We start from the raw sequence: 23,774 nt of genomic DNA, 5'->3' as shown, positions 1-23,774 counted from the left end.
TCGGGCGCGACGTTAGGGGCTTCGTCAGGTGGCTGCAACCGCAGCTTCATTGCCATGCCATCTTTGAAGCAGCTTCGTGCAGAGCCGAAAGGTTCTAACGTGGCGTTGAAAGTTGCCTATCGGAAACATTCGGCCTAAATGCTGACGGCATACAGTGGCGCACAATGGCGGAGAGACACCAAATGAGCATCAGGCAGGCACGCAGCGGACTTCAGATCGATACGGTTTTGGCCGAGTTTATCGAAGGCAAGGCGCTGCCGGGAACCGGTGTCACGGCTGAGACGTTCTGGGGTGGTCTGTCGCGGATGGTTGCCGAACTGGGTCCAAGGAACCGCGCCTTGCTGGCCAAGCGGGAAAAGATTCAGGGGCAGGTTGATACATGGCATCTGGAGCGCAAGGGGCAGGCGCATGATGCTGCCGCGTATCGGGCTTTCCTGCGCGAGATTGGGTACCTGATCGATGAAGGCGCAGATTTTCAGATCGAAACCGCCAATGTCGATCCCGAGATCGCGCAGATCCCCGGTCCGCAACTGGTTGTCCCGATCACCAACGCCCGCTTTGCTTTGAACGCGGCCAATGCGCGATGGGGCAGCCTGTATGATGCGCTTTATGGCACCGATGCGATGGGCGATCTGCCCTCTGGCAAAGGCTATGACGCAGAACGTGGCGCACGTGTGATTGCGTGGGCCAAAGGGTTTCTTGACGAGGCCGTGCCGCTGGTCAGCGGGTCTTGGGCGGGTGTGTCCGAAGTACGGGTCGAGAACGGTTTGCTGGTGCCCGCTCTGGCGGATGCCGCGCGTTTTGTTGGCTTTGGCGGGGCAGCAGAGCAACCGAATTTCGTGCTGCTGAAAAACAATGGCCTGCACATCAAGGTCGTGATCGATCCGTCCAGTGAAATTGGCGCGTCCGATCCGGCGGGTATCGCGAATGTCCATCTGGAATCGGCTCTTTCCACTATCATGGATTGTGAGGACTCGGTTGCCTGTGTCGATGCCGAGGACAAGGTCGTGGCCTATGGCAACTGGCTGGGCCTGATGAAAGGCGATCTGACCGAAGAAGTTACCAAGGGTGGCAACACCTTCACCCGCAAGCTGGCAGGCGACGTGGGCTACACCACTGCCCATGGCGACCAAGCCATACTGAAAGGCCGCTCGCTGATGTTGGTGCGCAATGTGGGCCACCTGATGACCAACCCTGCCGTTCTGTGCGATGAGGGCAATGAGATCGGTGAAGGCTTGATGGACGCGCTCTGCACCACTCTGATTGCAATGCACGATCTGCAGCGCGAAGGCGGGAACTCGGTCACCGGGTCGGTCTATGTGGTGAAGCCCAAGATGCATGGGCCGGAAGAAGTGTCGTTCTCGGTCGAAATCTTCGACATGGTCGAAGACATCCTCGGCCTGCCGCGCAACACCGTGAAGCTGGGCATCATGGATGAGGAACGCCGCACCTCGGTCAACCTGAAGGAGTGTATCCGCGCCGCGAAATCGCGTGTGGCCTTCATCAATACCGGTTTCCTTGACCGCACGGGGGATGAGATTCACACCTCAATGGAAGCAGGTCCGATGCTGCCCAAGGGCGACATCAAGAACACGCCGTGGATTGCGTCTTATGAGGATCGCAACGTCGATATCGGTCTGGCCTGCGGCCTTAAGGGCAAGGCGCAGATCGGCAAAGGCATGTGGGCGATGCCCGACCGTATGGGCGACATGCTGGACGCCAAGATCGGCCACCCGCAATCCGGTGCCACCTGCGCCTGGGTGCCGTCGCCGACCGCCGCGACGCTGCACGCGACGCATTACCACAAAATCGATGTTCTGGCCCGTCAGGACGAACTGGCCGTCGGTGGTGCCCGTGGCTCGCTGGACGACCTGCTGACGATCCCGCTGCTGGGCGGCCGCAACCTTGGTGATGAAGAAATCACGCGTGAGATCGAGAACAACGCGCAGGGTATTCTGGGATATGTCGTGCGCTGGGTTGATCAGGGCGTGGGCTGCTCGAAGGTGCCCGACATCAACGATATCGGCCTGATGGAAGACCGCGCGACCTGCCGGATTTCCAGCCAGGCCCTAGCCAACTGGCTACACCATGACGTTGTCTCGGAAGAACAGGTCATGGCAGCGATGCGCAAAATGGCCGCTGTGGTGGATCGTCAGAACGCGGGCGACGTCGCCTACATTCCGATGGCGCCGGGTTTCGATGGCATCGCTTTTCAGGCCGCCTGCGATCTGGTGTTCAAGGGACGGATTCAGCCCTCGGGCTATACCGAGCCGGTTCTGCACGCACGCCGTCTGGAATTGAAAGCCAGCCTTTAACCTCAAAGAACGATAGGACACATCATGGCAGTTTCTCTGCGCAAAGCACGCACGATCATTCGCAAAACACTGGATAAAGGCCGCGAGATGGAGCTGAAGCCTCTCTCCGTCGTGGTGCTGGATGCAGGCGGCCACGTCATCGCGTTTGAGCGTGAGGACGGTGCGGCCCCGGGCCGTTTCGCAATTGCGCATGGCAAAGCCTACGGGTCGGTCATGCTGGGCATGGCGGGCGCGGCGCAAATGCAGCGGGCCGAGGCGCAGGCCTATTTCATGGCCGCTGTGAACGGCGTTTATGGGGGGCAGGTCGTGCCGGTTCCGGGTGGCATTCTTCTGCGGGACCGCAAGGGCGCGGTCATCGGGGCGGTCGGCGTGACCGGCGATACCTCGGACAATGATGCGACCGCAGGAATGACCGGAATTGAGGCAGCGGGTCTGATCGGAGAAATCTGATCCCGACCGATCTTCGCTAGCGATCAATCATGTATTCCGGGAATATTTCCCAGAATACACTCTCATATCGAAACAAAGTTCTGAATTATTCGCAATAGTCGGAACGATGTGTGCGTCGTTGAACACGTCCTTGCGCTGTCATGCAGGGCGTGTTCTGTTGCACGTTTCCATTGCTGCGGATAGCTTTCCTGTTAAGCAAATTAACTGCAAGGAATACGGAATGTCTCGGCCTGTCGTCGGTATCATCGGCAACTCTTACCTCATGAACGATGAATACCCGACACACGCGGGCGGAACGATGAATTCCGAAGCCGTGGCCAACGTTTCGCACTGCTTGCCGCTGCTGATCCCGTCTGATCCGCGTTTTGTCACGGTCGAGGAATTGCTTGAGGTTTGCGACGGCTTTCTGCTGACCGGCGGGCGGCCGAATGTGCATCCCGAGGAGTATGGCGAGGACCCCACCGACGCGCATGGTGAGTTCGACCGGGCGCGGGACGCAATCACCTTACCTCTGGTCCGGGCCTGCGTGGAACGCGGCCAGCCTTTCATGGGCATCTGCCGCGGGTTCCAAGAGGTCAACGTGGCGATGGGCGGGACGCTTTATCCCGAAATCCGCGATCTGCCGGGGCGGATGAACCACCGCATGCCACCGGACGGAACGCTTGAGGAGAAGTTCGCGCTGCGCCACGTCGTGTCGTTGGATGAAGGCGGTGTGTTTCACAAACTCTTCGGCGCCCCCGAAGTGATGACCAACACGCTGCATGGTCAGGGGATCAAAACCGTGGGGCAACGCGTGGTGATCGACGGGCATGCGCCTGACGGCACCCCTGAGGCAATCTATATTAAGGACGCACCCGGATTTACCTTGTCGGTGCAATGGCACCCGGAATGGGACGCGATCAACGATCCGGTCTCTCGCCCTCTGTTCGAGGCGTTCGGCGCAGCCGTAAACGCCTGGGCGACGGGATCGGACGCGGGTCTGATTTCACAAACAGCGTGAATTTCGCGCCGGCCCGTAAGAGAGGGGCCGGGCCGGCGCAGCGCGATCAGACCAGTAGATTGAACTGGTTGATCAGCGGTAGAGTACGGGCGCGTTCTCCGGTCAGGTCGAACAGAGCATTGCCAAGGGCGGGCATGGACGGAGGTGTTCCGGGCTCACCCGCGCCACCCATATGGCGGTTGGTTTCCAGTACGCGCACTTCGACCTGCGGCGCGGTGTGCATACGCAGCGCGTCATAGTCGGGGAAGTTGAATTGCTCGACCTCGCCTTCGGCAAAAGTAATCTCGCCGTAGCAGGCCGCAGACAGGCCGTACATCATGCCGCCGAACATCTGTGCCTTGACGTTTTCGGGGTCCAGAGCCAGCCCCATGTCACAGGCAATCCATGCCTTGTTGATGCGGATCGTGCCGTCTTCGTCGACCACTTCGATCACCTGAGCGACCGGAGTGCCGAAGCTGTAGGTGAAGGCCACGCCGCGTCCTACGCCATCCGGCGTCTGACCGGTCCAGCCTGACATTTCTTTCACTGCTTCCAAGCAACCCGCCGAAGGCGCGTGTTCGGTTTTCATCAATTCCAGCCGAAATTCCAGCGGGTCCTGACCGGCCGCATGGGCCATCTCGTCCATGAAGGTTTCATGGAAGAACCCGTTGTGGCTGTTGCCGACCGAACGCCAGAACCCGACGGGCACGTCCAGCTTGGCGATGTGACCGCTCATCCGGTAATTCGGCACGGCGTAGGGTTGGTTGAAAAAGCCTTCGACCAGCACCTTGTCCGGGCCAGCGCCGGGCATGCCTGTGTACCGCGTCACCGCCTGCTGAGTGCAGGATTGCGCCGCCACCTTGCCATCGATCAGAACCGCTTTGCCATCCTGCACCGCTCCGCGCATCCGGGCGATGGCGCCGGGGCGGAAGTAGTCATGGCGCATATCCTCTTCGCGGCTCCACGTGGTCTGGACCGGAGTACCGGGCATCGCCATGGCGACCTTGGTGGCGATTTCGCCAAAGTCCAGCTCACCACGTCGGCCAAATCCGCCGCCCAGATAGGTGGTGTGGATTTGAACGGCTTCGGTGTCGAGGCCAGCAGTGTTCGCCACACGGAAGCGGATCAGGGTCGGAGCCTGGTTGCCGCACCACAGTTCCAAAGCGTCACCGGTAAAAAGCGCGGTGGCGTTCATCGGTTCCATCGTGGCGTGAGCCAGATAGGGCAGGCGATACTCTGCCGTGATTTCGGTCGCGCCTTCGGGCGTCACGTCGACATCGCCGTCATCGCGCATGGTCGAGTTCGGGGCGTCGTCGAACGCTTCGGCAATCTTGGCAAAGATACCATCCGTGTCGGGCGGGTAAGGAGCGTCACCCCAATCCACGTCGATGGCCTCAACCGCCTGATTGGCCAGCCAAGTGTTGTTGGCAATCACCGCGACGCCGGTGCCCAGATCGGCAATCCTCTCGACCCCCGGCATGGATTTCGCGGTGCTGTCATCGAAACCGTTCATTGCACCGCCCAACTTGGGGTTCATGCGGACGGCAGCAAACTTCATGCCGGGCAGGCGGACGTCGACGCCGAACTCAGCCGTCCCGGTCACCTTTTCCACCATGTCCAGACGCGGTTGGGTCTGGCCCAGATAGCGCCACTCGGACGGATCACGCAAAGGTGCCTCGATCGGCTCAAGCTTTGCGGCTTCAGCGGCAAGTTCGGTGTAGGCGATCTTGTCGCCATTCGGGGCGATGACATAACCCGACGCGGTTTTCAGTTCACTGCGATCAACGCCCAGCCGGTCTGCTGCGGCCTGTTTCAATGTCTCGCGGGCCGAGGCTCCGGCCTGACGCATCCGCTCGAACCCGTCTTTCATCGAGGTCGACCCGCCGGTGACCTGCAGGCTCAGCGCCTTGCCAAGCACTCCCAATGCCTCGCCCAGATTGTGCTGGAAGTCCGAGATGTCATAGCCCTTGTTGGGCAGGCTTTCCCCCATCAGGGCCGAGTTGTAATAGGCCGCTGCCGCCGGGCCGTGCAGAACGGTTATCTGGTCCAAGTCCACGTCCAGTTCCTCGGCAATCAGCGCGGCCCATGTGGTTTTGACGCCCTGTCCCATCTCGGCGCGGGGGGCAAAGAGTGTCACCCCGTTCTGGTCGATCAGAACAAACGGGCTCAGCGCCGCCTGACCCTCGCCGGGTTTCAGCGGGTTTGCGGCGGGGCGGCTCACGTAATAGGCACCGAACGCCACGCCGCCCACAATTGCGGTCGAGCCAATCAGGAAAGTGCGGCGCAGGATTTTTCCAACAGAAGCCATCGGTCACGCCTCCTTCAGTTTGCCAGCCGCATCATGGATCGCAGCGCGAATACGGGGGTAGGTACCGCAACGACACAGGTTGCCTTGCATCGCCTCATCAATATCGGCGTCCGAGGGGGTGGGGTTTTCGGCCAGCAGAGCGGCGGCTTGCATGATCTGGCCTGACTGGCAGTAACCACACTGTGCCACCTGATGATCGACCCAGGCTTGTTGAAGCGCATTCATTGCATCCGGCGAGCCGATCCCTTCGATTGTTGTCACGTCTCCCCACACATCGGACAGCGCCACTTGGCAGGAGCGCACGGCTTCACCATCAATATGCACGGTGCAGGCCCCGCAGGCGGCCACACCGCAACCGAATTTGGTTCCGGTCAGGCCAACCTCATCTCGCAAAACCCAAAGCAGGGGAACGTCATCGGGCAGGTCAACCTGATGTTGCTTTCCGTTGATCTTAAGGGCGGTCGCCATGGCGCACCTCATCTAGCTGTGGCTGGTTCTTTGACATAATTGGCTTAAAGTGTCAGTATGTCAATTGACAAAATGAACAAAAACTGTCACCAGTTCAAGCATGACGGAAACAGTTGACGATTCACGGCAAAAGGCGATCCTGAATTCTGCTTTTCAGGCCTTTGCCACTTATGGATTTCGAAAAACCTCGATGGATGACATAGCGCGCGGGGCGGGAATGTCCCGGCCAGCGGTCTATCTGCATTTCAGGAACAAAGAGGCAATCGTCAGCAAATTGACCGAGATTTACTATGCCGAGAAAAGCGCGGCAGTCGCCGAGGCTCTGGCATCTTCTGGGTCCGTGCCCGACGTTCTGACCCGCGCGATAAAAGCCCAGACCGAGGGGATGGCGGCGATACTGGCCTCGCCCCACGGGCTTGAGATGCTGGACAATACCAAGTCCATGGCAGCCGAGATCATTTCGGAAGGAGAGGCCAGGATGGCAGGCCTCTATGCCGAATGGTTGACGCAACAGGCGCAAGCCGGGCGGGTGCGCCTGCTGGCCGATGCGGCCGAGACTGGTCGAACGATTACGGCCACGCTCAAGGGGCTCAAGCTGATTGGGGCGGGGGCCGAGGTCTATGAACAGCAGGTGGCGCAGGTTGCGGCGCTGATCGGCGCGGGGCTTGAGGTCAGGTAACCCGCTGGCGCACCATGTATTCCGGTGCATCCCACAAACGGTTCTGCATGATGTCGGTCAGGATTTCGACAGCGCGCTCCACATCCTGTTCGTCGATGTAAAGCGGCGTGAACCCGAACCGCATGATATCGGGTGACCGGAAGTCTCCGATCACGCCGCGGGCGATCAGGGCCTGCATCGCGGCGTACCCGTCGGCAAACCGGAACGAAACTTGACTGCCGCGCAGGTTCGGATCACGCGGGCTGGCCAGTTCCAACTCGGGGCAGGCGGCCTCGACGCGGGCGATGAACAGCTCGGTCAGGTCGATGGATTTGGCGCGCACATCCGCCATGTCGGCCATGTCCCAGATATCCATCGCAGCGGACAGCGCCGTCATCTGGATGATCGGAGGAGTGCCGACCCGCATCCGCTCGATCCCGCTGCCGGGGCGATAGTCCAGATCAAAGGCGAAGGGGGCCTCGTGCCCCAACCAGCCGGACAGGGCAGGGCGCACACGGTCGGCCAGACGTGGGGCGACATAGATGAAGGCGGGCGCGCCGGGACCCCCGTTCAGGTACTTATATGTGCAGCCCACCGCAAAATCGGCATTGCAGCCGGACAGGTCCACCGGAACCGCGCCTGCGGAATGGGCCAGATCCCAGACTGTCACAACGCCGTTGGCATGGGCCAGCTCGGTCAGTGCTTTCATGTCGTGCATTCGACCACTGCGATAGTCGACTTCTGTCAGCATCAGGACGGCAACATCTTCTGTGATATGCGCGGCTACATCCTCGGGCGCGACAACCCGCAATTCGTAATCAGGCCCCAGCGAGCGCAACAGGCCATCCACCATATACAGGTCCGAGGGGAAGTTGCCGTTGTCCGACAGCACGACCTTGCGATCCGGGCAAAGCTCTAGGGCCGAGGCCACGGCCTGATACACTTTGATCGACAAAGTATCTCCGGTCACTACCGTGCCGGGTTCTGCGCCGATCAATCGGCCGATGCGGTCGCCCAGTCCAGTCGGCAGCGCCATCCACCCAGCCTTGTTCCAGCCGGTGATCAGCATCTGGCCCCATTCGTTGACCAACATCTCGTTCACCCGATCAGTGGCGGCGCGCGGCAGCGGGCCCAACGAGTTGCCATCTAGGTAGATAACGCCTTCGGGCAGATCGAACAGGGCTTTGGTCGCGGAGAAATCGGTCATCGGGGGCTCGCCAGACTGTGTCACGGATTGGTGGTGTTCTTCGGACTATCCGATCCGCATTTGCCTGTCCATTGATGCGACATACTGAGCTTTTGCCAATTTGTTCTGAAAACGGTAGGACATCGTCCAGAAGCGACACTTTTTTCGCTTCGTCAATTGCGGAGAGTGAACATGCGCCGGATCGACTTACCGCCTGTCTGGCTGGTTGGATTTGCTTTGCTGGCCTGGCTGCAAGCGCGCCATTTTTCGCTGGGGCTGTCCCTGGACAGCGGCCTGACTGACCTGCTGAGCGGCATCCTGATTGGGGGCGGTATCCTGTTCGCGGTTCTGGCAATCGTCGAATTTCGCCGTCACAAGACCACGGTCATTCCGCATGAAACGCCCTCGTCCTTGGTGCAAACGGGCATTTACACCCGCAGCCGCAACCCGATCTATGTGGGTGACGTTCTGATCCTGGCTGGTCTGGTTCTGCGGTTTGATGCGGTGTTGTCTCTGATTTTGGTTCCTGTTTTCGTATGGGTGCTGGAACGCCGCTTCATACTGCCCGAAGAAGACCGCCTGCGCCGCACGTTTCGAGCGGATTTCGCCCGGTATGAGCGTAAGACTCGCCGGTGGATTTAGTGTGACCAGTGCCATGACACCACGTAAAAAATGCTGCGCTTGCGAAATAATGTTGCGCAGGATACATGTGTTGCTTAACAAACATAACCGACCACACGCTCGGATTGAGTGAGAATCAGGGGGATTGCCAGTGAAGATAGGCACACCAAAGGAAATACTGGACGGTGAGAACCGGGTCGCGATGACCCCGGATTCGGCTGTGCAGTTGCAGAAACTGGGCTATGAATGCGCCATCGAAAAAGGGGCGGGTGCTGCTGCTGGTTTTTCGGATGAGGCCTATGAGGCTGCGGGCGTCGAGATCGTGAAAACTGCCGCGTCGCTTTGGAAAACCGCCGATATCGTCGCCAAGGTTCGGATCCCGACTGAGGCCGAGATGAAGCGTCTGACCAAGGGTAAGACGCTGATTTCCTTCTTCAACCCTGCGGGCAATGAAGAAGGCATGGAGGTGGCCAAGTCCAAGGGCGCCAACGTCATCGCCATGGAAATGGTGCCGCGTATTTCGCGTGCGCAGAAGATGGACGCGCTGTCCTCGATGGCGAATATCGCCGGTTATCGCGCGGTAATCGAAGCCGGTAACAATTTTGGCCGGTTCTTCACCGGTCAGGTGACGGCGGCGGGTAAAGTACCGCCAGCAAAAGTTCTGATCGTCGGTGCCGGTGTGGCTGGCCTGGCGGCGATCGGGACCTCGACCTCGCTGGGTGCGATTACCTACGCCTTCGACGTGCGCCCGGAAGTGGCCGAGCAGGTCGAATCCATGGGGGCTGAGTTCGTCTATCTGGACTTCGAAGAAGACCAGCAGGACGGCGCGGCCACTGGCGGTTATGCTTCGGTTCAGTCGGAAGAGTTCCGCAACGCGCAGCTGGCCAAGTTCCGTGAGCTAGCTCCAGAAATGGATATCGTCATCACCACCGCGCTGATCCCGAACCGCGAAGCGCCCGAGCTTTGGACCAAGGACATGGTCGAAAGCATGAAGCCTGGCTCGGTCATTGTTGACCTTGCAGCGGAAAAAGGCGGCAACTGCAAGCTGACCGTGCCGGATGAGAAGATCGTGACCGACAATGGCGTGACCATCATCGGCTATACCGACTTCCCCAGCCGGATGGCGGCGCAGTCTTCGTCTTTGTACGCGACCAACATCCGCCACATGATGACCGACCTGACGCCCGAGAAGGACGGTCAGATCAATCACGACATGGAAGATGACGTGATCCGCGGCGCGACCGTGACTCATGAGGGCGAGATCACCTTCCCGCCGCCACCGCCCAAGGTGCAGGCGATTGCGGCGCAGAAAAAGCCCGAGGTCAAGGAACTGACCCCGGAAGAGAAAAAGGCGCAGGAGATTGCGGCCTTCAAGGCCCAGACCAAGCAGCAGGTCACCTTGCTGGGTGTCGGCGGCGCGCTGATGCTGCTGGTGGGGCTGATCGCTCCGGCCAGCTTTATGCAGCACTTCATCGTGTTCGTGCTGGCGATCTTTGTGGGCTTCCAGGTGATCTGGAACGTCTCGCACAGCCTGCACACACCGCTGATGGCGATCACCAACGCGATCTCGTCGATCATTATCGTTGGGGCTTTGATGCAGATCGGGTCGGGATCCTTCCTGGTCATTCTGCTGGCGGCATTGTCTGTCTTCATGGCCGGGATCAACATCTTTGGCGGCTTCCTCGTAACCCGGCGCATGCTCGCCATGTTCCAGAAATCTTAAGGAGGCCGGGCACATGGAATTTGGCTTCACCACTGCCGCCTATGTTGTTGCGGCTGTTCTGTTCATCCTTTCGCTCGGCGGTCTGTCGAACCAGGAAAGCGCCAAACGCGCGGTCTGGTATGGCATCGTCGGTATGGCGCTGGCGGTCTTTGCCACGCTGGTTGGTCCGGGTTCGGGCCTGTGGCTGCTTTCGATCCTGCTGATCATCGGCGGCGGTCTGATCGGTCAATACGTGGCGCAGCGCGTGCAGATGACCGAGATGCCGCAGCTGGTGGCCGCGATGCACTCGCTGGTCGGTCTGGCGGCTGTGTTCGTGGGCTTCAATGCGCATTTTGAAGTTCTGAACGTCGCCGAAGTGATGGCGGTTGCGGATGCCTCGAAAGAGGTGCTGTACACGGGTCTCGGAGGGTTTGGGCAGTTGATCGCCAAGAAAACCCCGGCGGAACTGTCGATCCTGCATGTGGAACTGTTCCTGGGCGTCTTCATCGGCGCAATCACCTTTACCGGGTCGGTCGTGGCCTATGGCAAGCTCGCGGGCAAGGTAACGTCTGCGGCGACCAAGCTGCCCGGCGGTCATGCGCTGAATGCGGCAGCGGCGGGTCTCTCGCTGATCTGCCTAATCTGGTACACCGCATCGGGCGGCTTCTTCCCGCTGTTCCTGATGACGCTGGCGGCGCTGTTCATCGGCTATCACCTGATCATGGGCATCGGCGGCGCCGACATGCCGGTGGTTGTGTCGATGCTGAACAGCTACTCGGGCTGGGCGGCTGCAGCCATTGGCTTCTCGCTGGGCAACGACCTGCTGATCGTGGTCGGTGCGCTGGTGGGCTCGTCCGGTGCGATCCTGTCCTACATCATGTGTAAGGCGATGAACCGTCACTTTGTCAGCGTGATCCTGGGCGGCTTTGGCGGCACCTCGGGCCCACAGATGGAAGTGGAAGGTGAGCAGGTGGCCATCGACGCCGATGGTGTTGCAGCTGCTCTGAACGATGCAGATAGCGTGATCATCATCCCGGGCTACGGCATGGCGGTGGCGCAAGCGCAGCAGTCGGTGTCCGAACTGGTCCGCAAGCTGCGCGCCAAAGGCAAAGAGGTGCGCTTTGCGATCCACCCCGTTGCCGGCCGCCTGCCGGGTCACATGAACGTGCTGTTGGCTGAGGCGAAGGTGCCTTACGACATCGTTCTGGAAATGGACGAGATCAACGACGACTTTCCGGACACGGATGTGGCGATCGTCATCGGCTCGAACGACATCGTGAACCCTGCGGCGCAGGAAGACCCCAACAGCCCCATCGCCGGCATGCCGGTTCTGGAATGCTGGAAGGCCAAGCAGGTCTTCGTGTCCAAGCGCGGTCAGGGCACCGGGTATTCGGGAATCGAAAACCCGCTGTTCTTCAAAGAGAACACCCGCATGTTCTACGGCGACGCCAAGCAGTCACTGGACAAGCTGCTACCGATGATCGACTGATCATTGCCAATACCAAACACAAAGGCGCTCAAAACGGGCGCCTTTTTTCGTTTTGAAGTATCCTGACATCTCAGGAGGTGAGTGATGGAGAAAGTAAACGGCATCGGCGGCGTGTTCTTTCGTGCGCGTGATCCCGAAACCCTGAGTGCCTGGTATGAAAAGCATCTTGGGGTCAATCACTACGACCCACTGCCATGGAAGCAGCGCGAGGGGTACACGGTGTTTGCCCCATTTGCGCAGGACACCGAGTATTTCGGGCAGGCCGAGCAGCAATGGATGATCAATTTCCGCGTGGATGATCTGGCCGCGATGATTGCGCAGCTACAAGGTGCCGGGATCAAGGTTGAAACCCGCGATGAATGGGACAGTGAAGTCGGAAAATTCGCCCGCATACACGACCCCGAGGGCAATCCGATTGAGCTGTGGCAGCCAAATCAATGACATAGCGGGAAATGTATACTGTCGTATCCATGTAAGTGTATGAAATAAAAAGAGAATTGATGTATTTCCGATGTCCCGTATAGTGCCGGGATGAATCGGAGCCCTGTATGACGCCCATCGACGACCATCCGTTGCGCTATGCGCTGGCCAATGAGCTGCACGCGCGCCCTTTTCCGGTTGCGGGTACTCCGTGCACCGTGGCTTTTCTTGCGATCAAAAAGCCCGAAGCCGCCGCGGCGCGGGATCGGGATGAGGATCTGGCCCATCTGATCAACCTGCTGGATCGTCACGGTGCGCAGCATCCTCAGCCGCAGGCCACCCACTACGCCGGGCAGATCGGTCGTCACTGGTTGAAATGGGAACAGCACACCGAGTTCGTCACCTACACCGCGATCACGCAAAACGTCAGTGACCGTGCCTTCAACCCTGCTGACTTCGAGGTCTTTCCGCCGGATTGGTTGATGTCCAGCCCCGGCCAGCGGGTTACCTCGGCAATGATCCGTGTGGTCGAACGGCAGGAGGACGAAGCGGTTCAGGCGTCGCTGGGGGATTGGTTCGAGCCGGAAAGCCTGGCCGTGGCGCGGGTGCTGGACGACGCAGCCATTTGCGCCTGCGATTTCCGCATCGACCCGGCCGGTCATATGCGGTTTGCGTTGTTCGTGACCAAGGGCACCGGGCGGCGCAGGACCGGTCGCATTATCCAGCGCCTGTGTGAGATCGAGACCTATAAGGCGATGTCGATGCTGGGTTTCGCTCGGGTCAAACAACTGACGCCCCGCATTGGCGAATTGGACAGCAGGCTGACCGGCTTGATGGGGCAAATGACCGACAATTCGGCCCATGCCGACGAATTGCTGCCTGACCTTCTGTCCACCTCGACCGAGCTTGAAACCCTCTCGGCCCAATGCTCATTCCGCTTCGGGGCCACAGGTGCCTATGAGGCGATCGTGAACCAGCGGATCGAGGTGCTGCGGGAAGAGCGGTTCGAGGGGCGTCAGAGCTTTGCCGACTTTATGATGCGTCGCTACGATCCTGCCATGCGTACCGTAAAGTCCACGGAACGTCGCCTGCAAGCGTTGTCCGACCGGGCCATTCGGGCCGGGGAACTATTGCGGACGCGGGTGGATGTGGAGCGCAGCGCGCAGAACCAGGCGCTGTTGGAAAGCATGGATCGCCGCGCCGATCTGGCTCTGCGCCTACAGCACACAGTCGAAGGGCTCTCGGTCGTGGCGATCAGCTATTATGCTGTCTCGCTGGTCAGCTATGTGCTGTACCCGCTGACCAAGGCCGGGATGAGCAAGGGGATGCTGACAGCAGTCGTGACGATCCCGGTGGTGTTGGCAGTCTGGTTCTTTATCCGGCAGGTTCGCAAGCGACTGGAATGAACGGCATTTGCCAATCCACCCGAAGCTTGTAGAACAGGGGCGAGTGACGCTTTCTGCAAAGGAAACCCGGTGATCGGACTTGTGGCCGCGTGGCGGGCCGTGGCTGCCATGTTCATCCTTAACGGTGCGCTGTTCGGCATTTGGGCGTCTCGTATCCCGGCTGTGCGCGACCGGTTGGACCTGACACATGAAGCGCTGGGATATGGCCTTTTGTTCATGGCAGCAGGGGCGGTGTGTTCGTTCCCGGTGACCGGGCGACTGACCGACCGGTTTGGTGCCGTAGCGCTAACGCGGGTAATCGCGGTTCTCTACACGTTGTCTCTGATCCTGTTAGGCACGGCAGGCGGGTTCTGGGCTCTGGCGGCGTTCCTGTTCGTGTTCGGAGCCTTTCACGGCTCGATGGACGTGGCGATGAACGCCTGGGCGGCCGAGGTGGAACAGGCCTATCGCAAGCCGGTCATGTCCTCGTTTCACGCGATGTGGAGCCTTGGGGCCGGGCTGGGGGCGCTCAGTGGGTATGGGGCCGTTCAGATGGGGCTGACGGTGATGCAGCACTTTTTGCTGGCCGGTGGCGTGGTCGTGGCCCTTGCACTGGCTCTGTCCTGGGTGCGTTGGTCGTCCCGCAAGGCCGCGTCGCCTGGGGGCACGTTTTTTGCACTACCCTCCGGCGCGCTGATCCTCGTGGGTTTCACTGCCCTGTGCGGAGCGCTGGGTGAAGGCGCCGTGGCAGATTGGAGTGCGATTTTCCTGCGCGACGTGACCGGAGCGGCAGAAAGCATCGCGGCCCTCGGCTACGCCGTATTTTCAGTGACAATGGTGGCTTTCCGGCTGGCCGGAGGTTTTGTGATCGCCCGCTTTGGCCCCGTTGCCACGGCCCGTTTCGGCGGTGTTTGCGCGGCGTTGGGCGTGTTTGGTGTCGTCTCGGCAGGCGAGGCTGGGCTGGCGCTGGCAGGCTTTGCCCTGATGGGTGTTGGATATGCCGTGATCATGCCGCTGGCCTTCAGCCGGGCCGCCAATGATCCGCACGTGCCACCGGGGCAGGCCATAGCCAGCGTGGCAACGCTCGGCTACGGAGGGCTGTTGATCGGCCCGCCGCTTATTGGGTTTCTGGCGGAAATGCTTACATTACGACTGGCGTTCACGGCCTTGCTGCCTTTGGCCGTTCTGATTGTCCTGCTATCCGGCGCGCTGCGGCCTGCGCCTTTGGATTGACGCTACGAATGCACGCCCGGGGTGAGCCTCGGTGAAAAGAACAAGATGGGAGATGACCATGCCGATCAAGAACCGCTTCGCCGAGTTGCAGGGTGAAATCACCGAATGGCGCCGCGACATACACGAAAACCCCGAGATTCTGTTCGAGACGCACCGCACCAGCGCATTGGTCGCGGACAAGCTGAAAGAGTTTGGCTGTGACGAGGTCGTGACCGGCATTGGCCGCACCGGGGTTGTTGGCGTCATCAAGGGCAAGGTCGATACGGGCGGCAAGGTGATCGGCCTGCGGGCGGATATGGATGCGTTGCCGATCCATGAGGCTACGGGGCTGGACTATGCCTCCAAGACCGACGGGGCGATGCACGCTTGTGGCCATGATGGGCATACGGCGATGTTGTTGGGCGCGGCGAAATACCTCTCGGAGACCCGGAATTTCGACGGGACGGTTGTGGTGATCTTCCAACCGGCGGAAGAGGGCGGCGGTGGTGGCCGTGAGATGTGCGAAGACGGCATGATGGACCGTTGGGGCATTCAGGAAGTTTACGGAATGCACAACTGGCCCGGTCGGCCCGTGGGCAGTTTTGCCATTCGTCCGGGCGCGTTTTTTGCGGCCACCGATCAGTTCGACATCACCTTTGAAGGCAAGGGCGGGCACGCCGCCAAACCGCATGAAACCGTTGACACCACCGTGATGGCCGCGCAGGCAGTGCTGGCCTTGCAGACGGTCGCCGCGCGCAATGCCGATCCGGTGGATCAGGTTGTGGTCTCGGTGACGTCATTTGAGACCTCGACCACGGCCTTCAACGTGATCCCGCAGACGGTGCAGTTGAAAGGAACCGTCCGCACGATGAGTTCGGAGATGCGCGATCTGGCTGAAAAACGCATCAAGGAAATCTGCAATGGTGTGGCCGCGACCTTTGGTGGCGCTGCCGAGGTGACCTATTACCGGGGATATCCGGTGATGGTGAACAGTGACGCGCAGACCGATTTCGCCGCAGATGTCGCGCGATCTGTTTCGGGCAGCTGCGACGAGGCGCCCTTGATCATGGGGGGCGAGGATTTCGCCTTTATGCTCGAGGAGCGTCCCGGTGCGTATATTCTGGTCGGCAACGGCGACACGGCGGCGGTGCACCATCCCGAATACAATTTCAACGATGAGGCTATTCCGGCCGGGTGCAGTTGGTGGGCCGAGATTGTGGAACAGCGGATACCTGCGGCTTGATTTTGAGGTTGCGAAGCGAGGGGCCAGCCCCTCGCGCTCCCCGAGGTATTTTTAGCCAGATGAAGATGGATCCCGGTCAGACAAGCTGAGTTGGACGCAGAGCGTTTCGACGATTGCGTCAAGTGCGGACTTTTGGGTGTTCACGCAGGATTTCGCAGCGTTGCGCGCCGTATCCAGAGCGTTTTGGTCCGACAGCCAGGCTGCTACCGCGGCGGTCAGGTCGGTGGCGGACTGGACTTGCAACGCTCCACCGGTTTCGATGAGGGGCGCAAAGGTTTCGGCAAAGTTGAAATAGCCCGGGCCGGTGATCACGGCGGCTCCGGCCTGTGCGGGTTCGAATGGGTTGTGGCCGCCGATCTCTTTCAGGGACCCGCCCAGAAACACGATGGGGCAGAGGGCGTACCATGTGCCGGTCTCGCCCAGAGTGTCCGCCACGTAGACCTGTGTTTCCCCTGTGATCTGGTCCTCGGCAGACCGAAACGCCGCGGCTTGTCCGGCTCGCTCAATCAGTGCGGCCACGTCGTTGCGGCGTTCGGGGTGGCGGGGGATCAGCAACAAAAGCAGATCGGGCCAGCGTTTGAGCAAATCTGCATGGGCCGCCAGAACCGTCTCCTCTTCGCCCGCATGGGTGGAACTGGCAATCCAAACAGGGCGGTTTCCGATTTGCGCGCGGATGTCCGACAGCGTGAGCTCATCCACCGGCAGCGGATCTGACATCGCCTTGAGGTTTGTGCCGGGTTGAACCCGATCCGCCCGCGCACCCATATTGATCAGGTTGGTGGCTGTCTTGTCATTCTGGGTCAGGAACAGGCGGAAGTGGTCCAGAATGAAACGTGCCGAGTCGGGGCGTTTCTTCCAGCCTTCTACAGATTTGTCCGACAGGCGGGCGTTGAGCAGTGCCAGAGGGATACCACGCGCTGCGCCTTGGACAATCAGGCGCGGCCAGATTTCGCTTTCGACAAAAATACCGGCATCCGGGTGCCAGTGGTCCAGAAAGCGCCGGACGGGGCCGGGCATGTCCAGGGGTGGGTATTGGTGGCGCGCGCGGGGTGGCATTCGCTTTTCAATAAGCGCAGCCGAGGTCGGCGTGCCCGAGGTGATCAGAAACTCGGCATCGGGCAGACGCTCACCCAACCTTTTGATCAGGCTGATCACCGACAGGGATTCGCCGACGCTGGCCGCGTGGAACCAGATCAGGCGCCCCTCGGGGCGGGGCAGGCTGGCATGGCCCAGACGTTCTTGTTGGCGGACCTCGGGAACGTCAGCGGCCTGCAGCTTGTTCCGCACTGTACGCCAAACCAGAGGACCCGCAACTGAAGTCAGGCCGCAATACAGGTGATAGAGCAGCGTTGGTCGACCCGGTTGATCCGGCATGTCAGCCGCCTGTGTGGCTCATGTGACGGCTCATCTGGCCGTCAACCGCCTGACGGGAATAGTCGAAATCGTGGCCCTTGGGCTTGAGGTTGATCGCGGCGCGGATCGCATCCTCAAGCGGTTGCTCGGTGTCCGGGTGGTCGCGCAGGGCACCGCGCAGGTCGGCCATATCCTCTTGACCGAGGCACATATACAGCTCGCCGGTGCAGGTCAGGCGCACGCGGTTACAGCTTTCGCAGAAGTTATGCGACAGCGGCGTGATGAAGCCAATCTTTTGCCCGGTCTCTTCCAGCCGCACATAGCGCGCAGGTCCGCCGGTACGTTCGGCCAGATCGGTTACCGTATAGTGGTTCTCGTATTCCTTGCGCACGTCTTTCAGCGACCAGTACTGGTCGAGACGGTCCTCGTTTCCGATGTCGCCCATTGGCATGACCTCGATCCAGGTCAGGTCCATGTCGCGCTCGGCACACCATTTCGTGATCGTCGGCAGCTCTGCTTCGTTGAAGCCCTTCAGGGCCACCGCATTGATCTTGATCCGCAGACCGGCCTTTTGCGCAGCATCAATGCCGTTCAGCACCTGTTTCAGGCGGCCCCAGCGGGTGATCTGGGCAAACTTGTCCTCGTCCAGCGTATCCAGCGAGATATTCACCCGGCGCACGCCTGCGGCATACAGATCGTCAGCAAAGCGATGCAGCTGCGAGCCGTTGGTGGTCAGCGTCAGCTCTTTCAACGCACCGCTGTCCAGATGTCGGGTCATGCTGTTGAAAAACGTCATGATATTTCGGCGCACTAGAGGTTCGCCACCGGTGATCCGCAGCTTTTCCACCCCCATCTTCACGAAGGTGGTACACATGCGGTCCAGCTCTTCCAGCGTCAGCAGGTCTTTCTTCGGCAGGAACTTCATGTCCTCGGACATGCAGTACACACAGCGGAAATCGCAGCGGTCCGTGACGGAGACGCGGAGATAGGTAATCGCACGAGCGAACGGGTCGATAAGCGGAGCAGTCATTCGGTATAGGTAAAGCTGCGACATGGTCGCGACAAGGGCGAAGTTTCCTTTGCGCTGGTACAGATGCGCGCAGGGCGGTAGGCTCTTGGCATGAGATATATTCTTTTGACTTTGTGTGTTCTTGTTGCGGGCTGCGATATTGTGCGGTCGACGACGGATCGTGTGCAGGGGGCTGATAGTGTACCCGCCGAGGCAGAAGAGGCCGTGACCGAGGAAGCGGTCGAACCCGAACTGGTTGCGACCGCGCCTGCTGGCTGGGTCGGGGCAAAGACCACTATTGCCGGGTTGGGCGACCCGACGACGCCGGGCCGTTGGCTGCAAACGCCGCTGGTCGATACCGAATTCACCGGGCGCGTGGTGGTGCCGAAAACCGGGTCGCAGGCCTATATCACTCTGGTTCCCGCGCCGGGGCCGGAGAGTGGCGGCAGCCGGTTGTCGCTGGACGCGATGCGGGCCTTGCTGTTGCCGTTCGACGAGTTGGTTGAACTAGAAGTCTATTCCAACTGATCTTTCAGGAACTTTCCGGCTTCGCGGCGGGCAAACGGTTTCATCCCGCCGCCATGATTATTCAGGAAGGTGGTTACGCGATCCGGGTCGTGTTTGGACAGTTCGCGCAGCCACCATGCAATGGCCTTCTGGATAAACCATTCGCGGTCGAGCACATAGCCTGCAGCCCAACCGAGGATACGGTCTCGCCGCGCCAGATCGTCGGGTTTGGGGTGGTTTTGTTTGGTCCAGGGCAGCGTGGCCACCAGCGCCGCGCGCCGAGTCCACATATGATCCGACGTTGTCCAGTCTTCGACCTGATCCAGCCGGGACGGATCGGCTGACAGGCGTTTCTGCATCGCCATGCAGGCATGATCGGCCACGGCCCACGCATCGAAATCCGGCAGCCAGCTTTGCAGCAGCTTCCAAACTGCCTCATCAGGGCGAATGCGCGCCTGGGTCAGTAGTTTGGCGGCGGCCAGACGACCTTCGTGGATGTTGGTCCGCCAGAGCGCGTCTGCCAGTTCCGCGCGCGCGGGCACATCCAGTTCCTGACGCCAGGCTTTGGTCAGGTCATTCAGCACCGGGTTTCCAACGCCAAGATAGGGGCGGTCGGCCTTGTGATAGGCCGCCATCTGCTCGGCGCGCTCGGCATCCGCATAAGCTTTGATCTGATCTAGGTAAGTGTCCAGCATCGAATTAGTTTGCGCGGGTCGGTTTGCCGTCGATGGTCTGTTGGTTCTTTTCCACCCAATAGGCGCGGATGTCGTCATCCGATTTGCCGTCGACCCATTTCTGCATGGTGTCCCGGTCGGACTGATACTCCATGAATGGCACAGCATAACCGCAGGAGGTCTGAACCAGATCAATGTCCAGATCATAGATCTGCCGTGCGCTGCGGTGATCGGGGAACAGATCGGCCGACTCGTCCCAGCCTGAATCCCCGACATGCAAGGTGCGCGCGGTCCCATAGGTGCGCAGGATCAGGGGCCGCGTGGTGAAGGAACACCACATCAGCGTCATGCGGTCGGTTTCCAGCAAATGCCCAGCGGTTTCATTCCCGCTGCCAGTCAGGTTCATCCAGACAATCCGGTTCAGGCCCAGAACGCGCAGCGAGTCCATTCCCTTGGGCGAGATATTCACCCGCCCGTCAGGTGCGGCGGTGCCGACGAAAAAAATATGCTGATCTTCAATGAACTTGCGCTGGGCGTCATCCAGTTCCGGAAATTGCTTGGCCATGCTTCACTCCACCGTGACGGACTTAGCCAGATTGCGCGGTTGGTCAACATCCGTGCCCTTTGCCACCGCCGTGTGATAGGCCAGCAGTTGCGCCGGGACCGAGTACAGGATCGGGGCAAGGCTGGGGTGGATGTGGGGCATACGGATAGTGCTCCAGACGCCGTCTTTGGCCTCGGCAATTCCGTCATCGTCCGAGACCAGGATGACCTTACCCTTGCGCGCCATGACTTCCTGCATGTTCGAGACGGTCTTGTCGAAGACGGTATCCCGCGGTGCCATGACGACAACCGGCATATGCTTGTCGATCAGGGCGATGGGGCCGTGTTTCAGCTCACCCGACGCATAACCTTCGGCGTGGATGTAGCTGATTTCCTTCAGTTTCAGCGCGCCCTCCATCGCCAAGGGGTACATCAGGCCGCGGCCCAGAAACAGCACGTCGCGGGCCTCGGACAGGCGCTGGGCGGATTTCTTTATGGCGCGGTTCTGATCCAGCGCGGTGTTGAGCGCCGTCGGCAGCCCGCGCAGCGCGGCGGCGTGATCAGCCAGTTCTTCGTCGCTCAGCGTTCCTCGATCCGCAGCCGCCTTCAGCGCCAGCATCAGCAACACGCTCAGCTGGCAGGTGAACGCCTTGGTCGAGGCCACGCCGATCTCGACCCCAGCGTGGATGGGCAGGGCGAGATCGCTTTCCCGCGCGATCGAGCTTTCGGGGACATTGACCACTGATACGATCTTGTCGGCCTTCCCCTCGCAATAACGCAGCGCGGCGAGCGTGTCGGCGGTTTCACCCGACTGGCTGACAAACAGCGCCGCTGTCCGACCTGGGATCGGCGGTTCGCGATAGCGGAATTCGCTGGCGATATCGACCTCGACGGGCATCTTGGCCAGCTGTTCGAACCAGTATTTCGCGGTCAGACAGGCGTAGAAAGCGGTGCCACAGGCGACCATGGTCAGGCGGTCGAGCTTGGTGAAGTCCAGACCACCGGGCAGGACGACCTCACCCCCGCCAGTGGGCAGGTAGGACCGGATCGCCTCGGCCACCACAACGGGCTGCTCGGCGATTTCCTTGGCCATGAAGTGTTTGTGACCGGCCTTGTCGGCCCGCGTCTGATCAATTTTGATCTGGCGGGTCTCGCGGTTGGCCAGCTCTCCGGCCTCGTTGCGGATTTCCAGCGAGGTGCGGGTCAGGACCGCACGGTCGCCTTCCTCAAGATAGGTGATGCGGTCGGTCAGCGGTGCCAGTGCAATCGCGTCTGAGCCCACGAACATTTCGCCCACGCCATGTCCGATTGCCAGGGGCGAACCCTTGCGGGCCGCAACGATCAGATCGTCCTGGCCGTCGAACAGGAAGGCCAGCGCAAAAGCGCCCTTGAGGCGGTTGATGGTCTTGAAGGCGGCGTCAACCGGGGACAGGCCGGTGTTCAGGTAATGCTCGGCCATCAGGGCAACGGTTTCGGTGTCAGTTTCGGTCACGAAATCCACGCCATGTTCGGCCAGTTCCGTCCGCAACTCGCGGTAATTCTCGACGATACCGTTATGTACCACTGCGACCGGACCGGCTTGGTGGGGGTGCGCATTGGTGACCGAGGGCGCTCCGTGCGTGGCCCAGCGGGTATGCCCTATGCCGGATTTGCCCGGCAGAGGGTCATGCACCAGCAGATCGCTGAGGTTGACCAGCTTGCCCACCGCCCGGCGCCGCCCAAGCGCGCCTTTATTGACCGTGGCAATACCTGCACTGTCGTAGCCGCGGTATTCCAACCGTTTCAGGGCTTCGACCAGAATGGGGGCGGCTTCGTGTTCGCCCAGAACACCTACGATTCCACACATGGATCAGGCTCCTTTGTCGCGGCGAGCCTTCTTCGCCTTCAACATGTCAAACAATTTACGTGCATACCCCGGCTTGTTGTCCTGCTTGGCGCGGGCCACGGCCAGCGCATCGGCCTCTACGTCACGGGTCACCACGGTTCCGGTTGCCGTCATTGCGCCGTCCCCAACCGTCACCGGGGCCACCAGCATGGTGTTCGAGCCGATAAAGACATTCTCGCCAATCGTGGTGCGGTGCTTCATCACGCCGTCATAGTTGCAGGTGATCGTGCCCGCGCCGATATTCGTGGCCGCACCGACCGACGCATCGCCGATATAGCTGAGGTGGTTGACCTTGGCGCCTTCCGCGATTTCAGCGTTCTTGATCTCGACAAAATTGCCGATGCGGGTGTTTTCCGCCAACTCTGCACCGGGGCGCAGGCGGGCATAAGGGCCGACGATGGCGCCACGGCTGACATGGCAACCCTCCAGATGCGAAAATGCCCGGATCGTTGCGCCGCTTTCAACGGTGACACCGGGGCCGAAGACCACGTTGGGCTCGATCACTGTATCACGGCCGATTACGGTGTCGGCGGCCAGATAAACGGTTTCGGGGGCCATCAGGGTGACGCCCAGCTCCAACACGGCGGCACGTGCATTGGCCTGAAACACGGCGTCCGCCGCAGCCAGATCAGCGCGCGAGTTCACGCCCAGCGTCTGCGCTTCGTCACAAGCGACGGCGGTTACTTTCAGATTGCGGTTCCGGGCGATTTCAACCACGTCGGTCAGGTAATATTCGCCTGCCGCGTTGTCTTTGCCTACCGCATCGATAAGAGAAAACAGTGTGTCAGCGTCACACGCTAAAAGCCCGGAGTTGCAGAGGGTTATGGCGCGCTCCTGATCTGAGGCGTCTTTGAATTCGACGATCCGCTCGAGGCTGTCGCCATTCATGACCAGGCGGCCATAACGTGCGGGGTCGGCGGCCTCGAAGCCCAGAATGACCAGATCGTTAGCCGCCCGGGCTGCGATCATGCGCTCCAGCGTGTCAGGCTGCAGGAACGGCGTGTCGCCGTATAGGACCACCACATCGCCTTCGAAACCCTTCAGCGCGTCGCGGGCCTGTGCGACGGCATGGGCTGTGCCCAGTTGTTCTTCCTGAACCGCGATCTGGGCGGTTTCGTCCTCGTCCACGGCGACCTTTGCCACGGTCTCGGCCCCGTGTCCGGTGACGATCACGGTGCGCTCGGGCGATAGCACGGCACCGGCGCGCATGGCGTGGACCAGCATCGGGGCCTGGGCGATGGGGTGCAGAACTTTGGGGATATCCGAATGCATCCTGGTGCCTTTTCCGGCGGCAAGGATGACAAGGGCAGTGCTCATGAAATCGATTTCTCTTTGTGTTTTGTTGCCGTCCGTTTTATCCGCTGAGG

Annotated in this window: 21 protein-coding genes; 12 read left to right on the top strand and 9 right to left on the bottom strand. The window is 60.6% G+C overall.

Annotation, left to right across the window (positions count from 1 at the left end; genetic code table 11):
- The first annotated feature begins 182 nt into the window (after positions 1–182).
- The 3 genes from ACR0KW_RS04185 to ACR0KW_RS04175 all read left to right on the top strand — a co-directional run bounded on the left by ACR0KW_RS04185 (position 183) and on the right by ACR0KW_RS04175 (position 3,765).
- Positions 183–2,315, top strand: a complete 2,133-nt coding sequence (locus ACR0KW_RS04185) for a malate synthase G (RefSeq protein ID WP_480803867.1) — start codon at positions 183–185, stop codon at positions 2,313–2,315.
- Between the two features lie 24 nt (positions 2,316–2,339).
- Positions 2,340–2,765, top strand: a complete 426-nt coding sequence (locus ACR0KW_RS04180; RefSeq protein ID WP_480803866.1) for a GlcG/HbpS family heme-binding protein — start codon at positions 2,340–2,342, stop codon at positions 2,763–2,765.
- A gap of 220 nt (positions 2,766–2,985) precedes the next feature.
- Positions 2,986–3,765 carry a gamma-glutamyl-gamma-aminobutyrate hydrolase family protein gene (locus ACR0KW_RS04175; protein WP_480803865.1) on the top strand — a complete coding sequence of 260 codons (780 nt, stop codon included), beginning with the start codon at positions 2,986–2,988 and terminating at the stop codon, positions 3,763–3,765.
- A 46-nt stretch (positions 3,766–3,811) separates the two neighbouring features.
- Here the strand turns inward: ACR0KW_RS04175 and ACR0KW_RS04170 are convergent, their stop codons facing one another.
- Complete coding sequence (locus tag ACR0KW_RS04170; RefSeq protein WP_480803864.1) at positions 3,812–6,052, bottom strand: xanthine dehydrogenase family protein molybdopterin-binding subunit; 2,241 nt, start codon at positions 6,050–6,052, stop codon at positions 3,812–3,814.
- A 3-nt stretch (positions 6,053–6,055) separates the two neighbouring features.
- Positions 6,056–6,520: a (2Fe-2S)-binding protein gene (locus ACR0KW_RS04165; RefSeq protein WP_170489746.1), complete on the bottom strand. Its 465-nt coding sequence runs from the start codon at positions 6,518–6,520 to the stop codon at positions 6,056–6,058.
- 100 nt (positions 6,521–6,620) lie between these two features.
- Between ACR0KW_RS04165 and ACR0KW_RS04160 the strand changes: the two genes are divergently transcribed.
- Positions 6,621–7,199 carry a TetR/AcrR family transcriptional regulator gene (locus ACR0KW_RS04160; RefSeq protein ID WP_480803863.1) on the top strand — a complete coding sequence of 193 codons (579 nt, stop codon included), beginning with the start codon at positions 6,621–6,623 and terminating at the stop codon, positions 7,197–7,199.
- Here the strand turns inward: ACR0KW_RS04160 and kynU are convergent.
- Positions 7,192–8,385 carry a kynureninase gene (gene kynU, locus ACR0KW_RS04155; RefSeq protein WP_480803862.1) on the bottom strand — a complete coding sequence of 398 codons (1,194 nt, stop codon included), beginning with the start codon at positions 8,383–8,385 and terminating at the stop codon, positions 7,192–7,194. The two genes, ACR0KW_RS04160 and kynU, sit on opposite strands and share 8 nt — an antisense overlap.
- Before the next feature lie 171 nt (positions 8,386–8,556).
- Between kynU and ACR0KW_RS04150 the strand changes: the two genes are divergently transcribed.
- From ACR0KW_RS04150 to ACR0KW_RS04120, 7 genes are all read left to right on the top strand, one after another.
- On the top strand, positions 8,557–9,006 hold the full coding sequence (locus tag ACR0KW_RS04150; RefSeq protein WP_480803861.1) for a methyltransferase family protein: 450 nt from the start codon (positions 8,557–8,559) through the stop codon (positions 9,004–9,006).
- Between the two features lie 130 nt (positions 9,007–9,136).
- On the top strand, positions 9,137–10,708 hold the full coding sequence (locus ACR0KW_RS04145; RefSeq protein WP_480803860.1) for a Re/Si-specific NAD(P)(+) transhydrogenase subunit alpha: 1,572 nt from the start codon (positions 9,137–9,139) through the stop codon (positions 10,706–10,708).
- 13 nt (positions 10,709–10,721) lie between these two features.
- Entirely contained in the window at positions 10,722–12,176 is a 1,455-nt protein-coding gene (locus ACR0KW_RS04140; protein ID WP_480803859.1) for an NAD(P)(+) transhydrogenase (Re/Si-specific) subunit beta, read from the top strand.
- 84 nt (positions 12,177–12,260) lie between these two features.
- Positions 12,261–12,617: a VOC family protein gene (locus tag ACR0KW_RS04135; protein ID WP_480803858.1), complete on the top strand. Its 357-nt coding sequence runs from the start codon at positions 12,261–12,263 to the stop codon at positions 12,615–12,617.
- A 107-nt stretch (positions 12,618–12,724) separates the two neighbouring features.
- Positions 12,725–14,002 (top strand): DUF3422 family protein, encoded by a 1,278-nt coding sequence (locus tag ACR0KW_RS04130; RefSeq protein ID WP_480803857.1) that lies wholly within the window; start codon positions 12,725–12,727, stop codon positions 14,000–14,002.
- Positions 14,003–14,071: 69 nt separating this feature from the next.
- Positions 14,072–15,214, top strand: coding sequence for an MFS transporter (locus tag ACR0KW_RS04125; RefSeq protein ID WP_480803856.1), 1,143 nt, complete (start codon positions 14,072–14,074; stop codon positions 15,212–15,214).
- A gap of 58 nt (positions 15,215–15,272) precedes the next feature.
- The gene (locus ACR0KW_RS04120; RefSeq protein WP_480803855.1) at positions 15,273–16,436 is read left to right on the top strand and encodes a M20 aminoacylase family protein; all 1,164 of its coding nucleotides are present in this window, start codon (positions 15,273–15,275) and stop codon (positions 16,434–16,436) included.
- Positions 16,437–16,487: 51 nt separating this feature from the next.
- Here the strand turns inward: ACR0KW_RS04120 and ACR0KW_RS04115 are convergent, their stop codons facing one another.
- A complete protein-coding gene (locus ACR0KW_RS04115) occupies positions 16,488–17,810 on the bottom strand; it encodes a 3-deoxy-D-manno-octulosonic acid transferase (protein WP_480803854.1) in 1,323 nt (440 codons plus the stop codon).
- A gap of 1 nt (position 17,811) precedes the next feature.
- Positions 17,812–18,819 (bottom strand): GTP 3',8-cyclase MoaA, encoded by a 1,008-nt coding sequence (gene moaA, locus ACR0KW_RS04110; protein WP_480803853.1) that lies wholly within the window; start codon positions 18,817–18,819, stop codon positions 17,812–17,814.
- A 90-nt stretch (positions 18,820–18,909) separates the two neighbouring features.
- Here moaA and ACR0KW_RS04105 point away from each other — a divergent pair, with 90 nt between their 5' ends.
- Positions 18,910–19,326 carry a hypothetical protein gene (locus ACR0KW_RS04105; protein ID WP_480803852.1) on the top strand — a complete coding sequence of 139 codons (417 nt, stop codon included), beginning with the start codon at positions 18,910–18,912 and terminating at the stop codon, positions 19,324–19,326.
- Here ACR0KW_RS04105 and ACR0KW_RS04100 read toward each other — a convergent pair.
- From ACR0KW_RS04100 to glmU, 4 genes are read right to left on the bottom strand one after another with little or no spacing between them, the layout of a single operon-like run.
- Positions 19,314–20,000 carry a DNA alkylation repair protein gene (locus ACR0KW_RS04100; protein ID WP_480803851.1) on the bottom strand — a complete coding sequence of 229 codons (687 nt, stop codon included), beginning with the start codon at positions 19,998–20,000 and terminating at the stop codon, positions 19,314–19,316. The two genes, ACR0KW_RS04105 and ACR0KW_RS04100, sit on opposite strands and share 13 nt — an antisense overlap.
- 4 nt (positions 20,001–20,004) lie before the next feature.
- Positions 20,005–20,544: a pyridoxamine 5'-phosphate oxidase family protein gene (locus ACR0KW_RS04095; protein WP_480803850.1), complete on the bottom strand. Its 540-nt coding sequence runs from the start codon at positions 20,542–20,544 to the stop codon at positions 20,005–20,007.
- Positions 20,545–20,547: 3 nt separating this feature from the next.
- A complete protein-coding gene (gene glmS, locus ACR0KW_RS04090) occupies positions 20,548–22,368 on the bottom strand; it encodes a glutamine--fructose-6-phosphate transaminase (isomerizing) (protein WP_480803849.1) in 1,821 nt (606 codons plus the stop codon).
- A 3-nt stretch (positions 22,369–22,371) separates the two neighbouring features.
- A complete protein-coding gene (glmU, locus tag ACR0KW_RS04085) occupies positions 22,372–23,724 on the bottom strand; it encodes a bifunctional UDP-N-acetylglucosamine diphosphorylase/glucosamine-1-phosphate N-acetyltransferase GlmU (RefSeq protein ID WP_480803848.1) in 1,353 nt (450 codons plus the stop codon).
- Between the last annotated feature and the right edge of the window lie 50 nt (positions 23,725–23,774).

It is taken from the genome of Ruegeria sp. CG11 (genome assembly GCF_056537245.1).
Note: the sequence above shows the minus strand (reverse complement) of the source record. Positions and strands in the feature narration are given on the sequence as shown.